Origin of the sequence: Microvirga tunisiensis, from assembly GCF_009296175.1 — a bacterium.
GTDB lineage: Bacteria > Pseudomonadota > Alphaproteobacteria > Rhizobiales > Beijerinckiaceae > Microvirga > Microvirga tunisiensis.
Genome location: NZ_VOSK01000315.1, coordinates 1 through 6867 on the forward strand (window position 1 = coordinate 1; position 6867 = coordinate 6867).

Here is a 6867-nt window from a genome sequence, read left to right on the forward strand (position 1 = left end):
CTCCATGCTTCCTTCAGACCCCGCCTCACGACGGCGCCCTTGCACTTCGCTAACCCTTCGCCGCCATCAGGCTGGGTAGAAGACTTACACTTCCAAGCTGTCGAACATGCTCGGCACACCGAAAAAAGCCGCCCGACGGGCGGCTTGTCGTTCATTTTGGGCGCGAGTGGAAGGCTTAGGCCACCGGGCCGTATGCGGCCTCACTTCATTCGCAGACGCGGGTGCGTCGCACGATGACGTCGCCGTAATTGTCGTAGTACCGGCGTTCGGCAATGTAGCAGTTTGGCCGGTAGTGGCGCGCTGCGGGATAGTACGTCTGCGGCCCGTAGGGGTGGCCACTATAAGCCGGTGCGGCATAGGCTGGAGAGCCATAGCCAGATCCAGCGGTGGCGATGGCTCCTAAAGCCAGGACGCCGAGAATTCCTGCCGCAATGGCCGCGCCGTTGCGGTTGCGCATTCCACCGGCTTGAGCAGGGGAAGCGCTCGCAGCGAGGCTGCCGAAGGCGGTCAGGGCGATGCAGGCGGCAACGATGGCCGACTTGAACGTGAGCTTCATGGCACCCTCTTGTGCTTGGAATGGGAATTGAGGTCCGAAGATCTTCAATCTCGATTGTCAGGCAGCTTTGGGGAGCGAGGCAGGTGCCTCCAGGAGCTCGATGCCTTCCCAGTATATGACCCAGCCGCGGAATCGGGAGTGATTGCGGCTGTGGAACTGGGCGAGTGCCTTCCAGTCAACAAAGCCCTCCGCCCGGGCGAAGGCGTCTCGTTCGCGGTACCGACCGAGGGCTTCCTCAATGCTCGTACCATCGACCTTTGCGAAGCGCTCGATGGCATCTCGCTTATACAGTGGCGAGCCGTCGTCCTCGCCGTCCCACTCCTGGTAGTCAACCATGTGGTAGTCGCTGTCGAAGTCGAGACAAACGCCGGACGAGTAGCGGTCGCTGATGCCGCGGGCGAAAGGTATCCGGTTCCCGGTTTCGTCATCTTTGTAGACGAGCACAAAGGGCTCGTCCTTGCTCGGGGTGGGCGTGCGCTTGCCCGAGACGAGGAGCTGCTTCTTCGAGCCCGTGCGGATCGGATCGAGGAATCGTTTAAAGACGAAGAGCTCCGGGACTCCTGGAGTGAGCGTCGGGGAAAGCGGGCGGAAGCGGGGACGGGCATACATGGGGCACCTCAGGCGACATCTACGACAAAGTGGCCGGCTGCGATTTCGGAATCGTTGACCAGGTCGCAGAAGTGGAAGCGGACCACGCTGCCGGCGCGGCACTTTGCGATACGAGGCTCCTGTGACCCCTTAATCAGGTCAGCGATGGTCCGGTTCGCGTTGGCCATCTTCGACATGAAGATCGTCACCTGGTTGCCGGGCTGCAGGACTTCGCCCCGTGAGTTAGTCGGGGCGGGCGCGATGCCCATAATCGTGCCGGTTACCCTGCATTCATCCGGTCGGGCCACGTCACCATGAAAGTCGATGGCGGCGATGGTGACTTCAAACGGTGCGTTCATGATCGTTCCTTCGAAGCGCGAGGCGACTTCCTGCTCGGCATGCGCGATCGCGCTGTCGAAATCGGCGTGGAATGGGACGGCAGGGACGCGGCGCGGGTGGCTGCCGCAGTTCCAGGAGACTCCCCAGCCTTGGATGCCCTCTCGCCAGGTGCGGGCGACTATGATGATCCACTCACCGGGGAACCGGCCCCCGAAGTAGGTCTCTTCGCTGCAGCCGGCTGAGATGCGGTCTGTCCAGATGAGAGGTGCAGGCATCGTTTTCTTTCTGGGATTTGGATCGGGACGAAGATCACGATGCCAGCAAAGATTGTCTCATGAGGCAGCGGCCACGCTCAGGCCGCCTGTGGGACCGGCCAGTCGCAGAGGACGTCAAAGAGCTCGTGGGTCTCCGCGAGCGGGTCGAAGAGAGCTCGGAGTTGGTCACGCCCGAGAGCTTGGCGCTCCTCGGAAGGGTCCGCTGACTGGTATGTATCGAGGTGGTTGATCGCCTTGGTGCCATCCGAGAACTCGAGCGAGATCTCGAACGAGCGGGACTGGCCGCGCGGGCAGGACCAGACGGCATCCTTCAACTGGGTGTACAGCTGCTCCCACGAGAAGCAGGCCGCCGGCCGCCTGCCGAGGTATAGGCCGCTTCCGTTGGTGCTGACGAGGGCGCGGACCAGATGAGGCTTACGGCTTTCGACATGCCAGCCGACGGCTTCCCAGATGTTTGGGACACCGGACTGATCCAGAACTGTCTTGTTGGCGAGGGCGTAGGTCGAGAACTCGCCAACGACAGAGCCGTGATGGAAGACGATGTAAGGCTGCTGCATGAATATGCTCCTCAGGAGAGAAGGGAGTGAAGGCAAGGCCGATGGGATGTGTTCTCAGGGCGTCCGCAGCGCTGCTGGGTTGGGCGCGGCCGATTTGCCCCCCGCGGTAAGAGGCGGAATGGGTTTCGGGACAGGCAAAGGCTCGCCAGGCGAGACTTTGCTTTCCCTCTCAACCCGTCTGATGAGAAGGCGGGCAGTATCGCCATCCTTTTCCGGAGACGATCGGGCATAGGCTTCAAGAGCGAGAACCATCTGGAAACGGTTGAACGCAGGCAGCGTGAGAATCCCGGGCAACTTCAAAGCCTTTGCCCGTTCAAGGGTGTCGGCGCACGCCGCCTTTTCCGTTCCGACAACGACGATGCTATCGGCGATATGGGCTGGAATGCTGGCGTAGTCAGCTAATTGGCGCCCGACCGCGGCAACGAGGACTGCCTTCTCCAGCGTATTCTGGAGCTGAATGGATTTTGTGGTCATGGTCCCTAAGCGGAAACAGGAAGGGGAGGCAGCCTCAGGCTGCCATCCGAGCGCTGCGAAGCCGATAGGACGGGCGCGGGACCGTCTCGATCGCGACCCTCGCCTTATAGGTGGTATAAACCCGCTGATCGGCGGAGGAGAGGACCCAGGCTTCAGCCAAGTTAACTTGGGTGCGGTTAGCCTTGATCCGGTGCAGCATAGCGTTGGCGTCCTCCGGATCCTCGAAGAGGGCGAAGTGATAGTAGGTGTCGAAAATGTCATCGCAAGGCTGGCGCACCAGAGCGATGACTCTGTGCCCGGTCTTACCGCCACCAAGATGCTGGATCTGAACCGACGGCTGGAAAACGGTATAGAGGTCCATCGTGCTTCTCTCGTGGGGTTTGAACCGGGGTGACTTCGACCCGGTTATCCTTGAGGAAGTGAACGGCGCAAAAGCCAAGACATGACGGGAGTTGAATGTGAGAGCCTATCTGACCTTCATTGCTTTGCTCGTGGGCACGTGCAGTGCCACGGCTCAGTCGGCTGAACGTTTGCCGGGCAAGCCCATTGCGAAGCCCCTGCCTGATTATTGTCAGATGGGCGAGTGCGTCACCACGACGGTAGAATACTCGACGCCAGTGCTGTTCCATTCAGCAGGGGCTCTGTTTCGGGTTGAGGACCAGGCGTGGGGATATTCGATGCAGAGCCCAAAGAAGAAGTCGCGTATGAAGAGCGCGGGCCCAAGCTATGTCTTTTGCTCAAAACAAATGCCAGCCGTGATTGGGCCGTTTGAAGGTAAGTACATGGTCGAATTTCTGATCCTCGATGACCCATCTAGGTACGGACACTCGAACGAAGTCTCATTGGCTATGTACTTCGCTGTATGCCACAGCCGCTTTTTCGACTCAGTTCATATCGGAGGAGCAGAGTTTGCGAGAGCACTAGGCTACAAGGTGCCTGACCGGACCGATCAGCCGACGATCAACAAGCCTGAGGAGATCTTGCGGTTCCTGGGAGCCAATGGGCGCGGTTAACCCAAAGCCTAGGCGGCATCGAGCGCCGCCTCTGGTTCAGGTTGACGCGTGGATGGGCAGAAATCGTAGGGCTAGGAGGCGTGCACCTGCAGGATGCGGGGCACATACTCTCCTGGATCGAACACGGCGCAGGACAGAACGCCCCGACGGTAGGCTTTGGTATCCAGATTGATGTGCCCACCGTCAATTGACGGAACTCCGCCATGTGGCTCATGGCCGTGGACAATGAGCTTCCCGAACTGGTTAAGGCGAAGACTTTCCTGGTTTCGCCACCAGAGCAGATCCTTGACGGGTTGCTCGTCGAGCTGGAACAGCGGGTTCAGACCGGCGTGCACGAAGATCCGGAGCTCGTCGACGAAGATGGTCGGAAGACTTTCGAGAAAGTCGATGTGGGCTGCAGGGATCGTCTGAAAAGGATCCTCCCACATCAGGTCGTAGCTTTCGAGCGTCTGCATCCCGCCATTTAGGAACCAGGTTTCACCCTCTTTGCAGTTGGGATCACGGTACCCCTTCACGAGGAGGTCCTCATGATTGCCCTTTAAAGCGATGACCTCAAGATCGTTGGTCGTCTTGCACGCGCCCATCAGGAACTCGACCACCTGACGGGACTCAGGGCCGCGGTCAATATAGTCGCCGAGAAGGATGGCCCGGGCAGGAGCGCTATCCAATGCGCGGTCCTGGTGGATCTGGTCCATCATGAGGTTCAAGAGGTCCATCCGACCATGAACGTCGCCGATGGCGTAGGTGCGATAGGTCATGGCAGGGCCTTTCTCAGAGATTCCATCCTTGGGGTTTTGAGACCATCGAGGTCGCTTCCCTCCAGACATAAAAAAAGCCCGAGCGCGAGGCCCGGGCTCGAGAGTGGTAAACCGCTGCCATCAGGCACCGAGCTCTGTCTTGCGACGGCGCAGAGCTTTAGCGGCCTCGACGAACGCCACTGCGGTGATCGCGAAGATCATTGCGTCGGGCGTGTAAGAAGTGCTGGTGTTGAAAGCTATGAAGAACGGATTAGCCATTCGGTCTCTCTTCCTCTCTCTACTCAACCAGGAACCCCGCGGATTCGGAGTTCCCCCTTTCTCATGCGTGTGTGACGCTCAACGTCCTTGTCAGGGATTTGATCGCCAGGTGGCGCACGAAGAGTGTCTTCTGGAAAGGAAATCGAGGGAGATACCCCATCCAGAAGCAGCGGCCCGGACTGTGAAGTCCGGCCATAAGTGATCGATCGACAACCTGCCAGGACCTCAGGCTGCCAAAGCGTAAGCCTCGGCAGCCATCTCGATGCCTGCACAGCGTTCCTCGGCGAACGCGCACAGGACCCCGGCGAGAGACTCGGAGAAGTTCTCCAGGTCCTCGCGCGAAGGGACGCCGAGCGGCAGATCGTTTACGAGCTCGAGGGTCTCCTTGGTTGCGCGGACCTCGTCGATGCCCTGATCGATGTCGGAGAAGCGGTTCCGGCGCAGGAGCCCACGCCGGTTGGCGAAGCTCGCAGCCTCATCCATGCTGAACTCGCTCACGGCAGTCAGAGCCATCTGCTGGATGGTGCTCGTCATCTGGGCATCAATCGCCGTGAAAGCCAGGTTCAAGGCGAACTTGCGAGCGCGAGAGTGGGAACGGATCGCGAGGTTGCTGAGCGACATGTCTTTCTTCCGGGGTTTGAATCAACTTTGGGTTCGCCATCGAGTCAGCGATCGACGAGAAAAGGCCCAGAGTCGGGAGACCTGGGCCCTCGCAGGACGGATTGATTGGGAGCGGGAGCTTTCAGCCGCAGACCAGGAGGTAGCCGACAGCACCGAGTGGGAAGATGACGCCAAAGGCGAAACGAACCAAAGCCAAAGCAGTCTCCTTTCGGGAAAATTAAAGCACCCTGAGTTCGCGAGGCGGCCGGCCCAGGCATGAAAAAAGGCCCGATCTCGGAGAGACCGGGCCAGGCGGGGAACCAGGGAGGAAAGACGGAGGCGTGAGGCTTATGCAGCTGCGTCTTCAGCCTTCGGCTTCGGGGTCGACTTGCCGATCACCCGGAACGCGCGGGTCTGCTTCAGACCCTTCTCTTCGTTAGCCGGCAGGGTCTCGTGCGCACCGAACACAGCGATCTCGTTGCCGTTCACGAGCATGTCCTTCAAGCCTTGATAGCTCTGGCCGAAAACCTGGCAGAAGATGGACGACTTCTTGCCCGTGCGGCGGGACACGAACTGGCCGCGAAACGTCGCGAAGGGACGTCCCTTCTTGTCCGTGCCAACCGTGAGGGCGGAAACTGTCATGCGGCGGTTGTAGAGCGACTGGGTGGAAGCCTGAGTGGCGGCGACGGGTGCGGTGTTCTGCGACATGATCGATGTCCTTGATGTCGGGGTTTTGGGTCGAGTGATCCCACTGTCCGAGGCTAGGAGAGCCTCTTTCTTCGTGGGTTTGAGGTCTATCGGACCTGCACATCTTCCCAGCTGGAAAAGAAGAAGGGCCCGAGCCGGTGGCTCGAGCCCTGCATTGCGCCGACGGCGTGCTGGCTTCTTGACCGATCAGGCGGCAGCCTGTTCGGGAGTGCGGGGCTTCGACAGACCGACCACGCGGAAGGACCGGGTAGCCTGGATACTGAGCTCCTCGTTGGCTTCGCGACGCTCATGCGCGCCGAAGACCTTGATCGTGTTCCCATTCACGAGGACATCTTTTAGAGCCTCATAGCTCTTGCCGAATGCCTGGCAGAAAATGGAGACCGGCTTGCCCGTCTTCTTGTCGTTGAAGCCGCCACGGAAGTTGGCATAGGCCTTTCCGTTCTTATCCGTCTTCACGTCGAGGTCAGACACCGTAAGGTTCCGGTTGTAGAGACGCTGAGAGGGAGCAGCCTGGGTGGAAGCAGCGGCGACGGGAGCAGTGTTCGACATGATCGTTGTCCTTGATGTCGGTTGATGGGGGGAACCCCGATCGAGGCGGCAGCGCCTCATTCTTTCGTGTGCCGAGCATGTTCGACAGCTTGGAGGTGCAAGTCCTCTACCCAGCCTGATGGCGGCGAAGGGTTAGCAAAGCGCAAGGGCGCCACCGCGAGGTGGGGTCTGAAGGAAGCGTGGAGCAAAACC

At 60.0% G+C, this 6867-nt stretch carries 12 protein-coding genes; 1 reads left to right on the forward strand and 11 read right to left on the reverse strand.

Annotated elements, in window-relative coordinates; translation table 11 throughout:
- Positions 1 to 205: 205 nt before the first annotated feature.
- The 6 genes from FS320_RS35060 to FS320_RS35085 all read right to left on the reverse strand — a co-directional run bounded on the left by FS320_RS35060 (position 206) and on the right by FS320_RS35085 (position 3150).
- Positions 206 to 556 (reverse strand): hypothetical protein, encoded by a 351-nt coding sequence (locus tag FS320_RS35060; RefSeq protein ID WP_152716989.1) that lies wholly within the window; start codon positions 554 to 556, stop codon positions 206 to 208.
- Between the two features lie 57 nt (positions 557 to 613).
- Positions 614 to 1165: a hypothetical protein gene (locus FS320_RS35065; RefSeq protein ID WP_152716990.1), complete on the reverse strand. Its 552-nt coding sequence runs from the start codon at positions 1163 to 1165 to the stop codon at positions 614 to 616.
- Positions 1166 to 1173: 8 nt separating this feature from the next.
- Positions 1174 to 1758 (reverse strand): hypothetical protein, encoded by a 585-nt coding sequence (locus FS320_RS35070; RefSeq protein ID WP_152716991.1) that lies wholly within the window; start codon positions 1756 to 1758, stop codon positions 1174 to 1176.
- Between the two features lie 77 nt (positions 1759 to 1835).
- Positions 1836 to 2315 (reverse strand): hypothetical protein, encoded by a 480-nt coding sequence (locus tag FS320_RS35075; protein ID WP_152716992.1) that lies wholly within the window; start codon positions 2313 to 2315, stop codon positions 1836 to 1838.
- A gap of 54 nt (positions 2316 to 2369) precedes the next feature.
- Complete coding sequence (locus FS320_RS35080; RefSeq protein ID WP_152716993.1) at positions 2370 to 2789, reverse strand: hypothetical protein; 420 nt, start codon at positions 2787 to 2789, stop codon at positions 2370 to 2372.
- A 34-nt stretch (positions 2790 to 2823) separates the two neighbouring features.
- On the reverse strand, positions 2824 to 3150 hold the full coding sequence (locus tag FS320_RS35085; RefSeq protein WP_152716994.1) for a hypothetical protein: 327 nt from the start codon (positions 3148 to 3150) through the stop codon (positions 2824 to 2826).
- Between the two features lie 97 nt (positions 3151 to 3247).
- Between FS320_RS35085 and FS320_RS35090 the strand changes: the two genes are divergently transcribed.
- Positions 3248 to 3802: a hypothetical protein gene (locus FS320_RS35090; protein WP_152716995.1), complete on the forward strand. Its 555-nt coding sequence runs from the start codon at positions 3248 to 3250 to the stop codon at positions 3800 to 3802.
- A 71-nt stretch (positions 3803 to 3873) separates the two neighbouring features.
- Here FS320_RS35090 and FS320_RS35095 read toward each other — a convergent pair whose 3' ends face one another.
- From FS320_RS35095 to FS320_RS35110, 5 genes are all read right to left on the reverse strand, one after another.
- Positions 3874 to 4560, reverse strand: coding sequence for a metallophosphoesterase family protein (locus FS320_RS35095; protein ID WP_162003441.1), 687 nt, complete (start codon positions 4558 to 4560; stop codon positions 3874 to 3876).
- A 120-nt stretch (positions 4561 to 4680) separates the two neighbouring features.
- Positions 4681 to 4818, reverse strand: a complete 138-nt coding sequence (locus FS320_RS45480; protein ID WP_153885369.1) for a hypothetical protein — start codon at positions 4816 to 4818, stop codon at positions 4681 to 4683.
- A 225-nt stretch (positions 4819 to 5043) separates the two neighbouring features.
- Complete coding sequence (locus FS320_RS35100; protein ID WP_152716997.1) at positions 5044 to 5439, reverse strand: hypothetical protein; 396 nt, start codon at positions 5437 to 5439, stop codon at positions 5044 to 5046.
- Positions 5440 to 5766: 327 nt separating this feature from the next.
- On the reverse strand, positions 5767 to 6126 hold the full coding sequence (locus FS320_RS35105; protein ID WP_152716998.1) for a hypothetical protein: 360 nt from the start codon (positions 6124 to 6126) through the stop codon (positions 5767 to 5769).
- A gap of 186 nt (positions 6127 to 6312) precedes the next feature.
- Positions 6313 to 6675, reverse strand: coding sequence for a hypothetical protein (locus FS320_RS35110; RefSeq protein ID WP_152716999.1), 363 nt, complete (start codon positions 6673 to 6675; stop codon positions 6313 to 6315).
- Positions 6676 to 6867 lie beyond the last annotated feature (192 nt).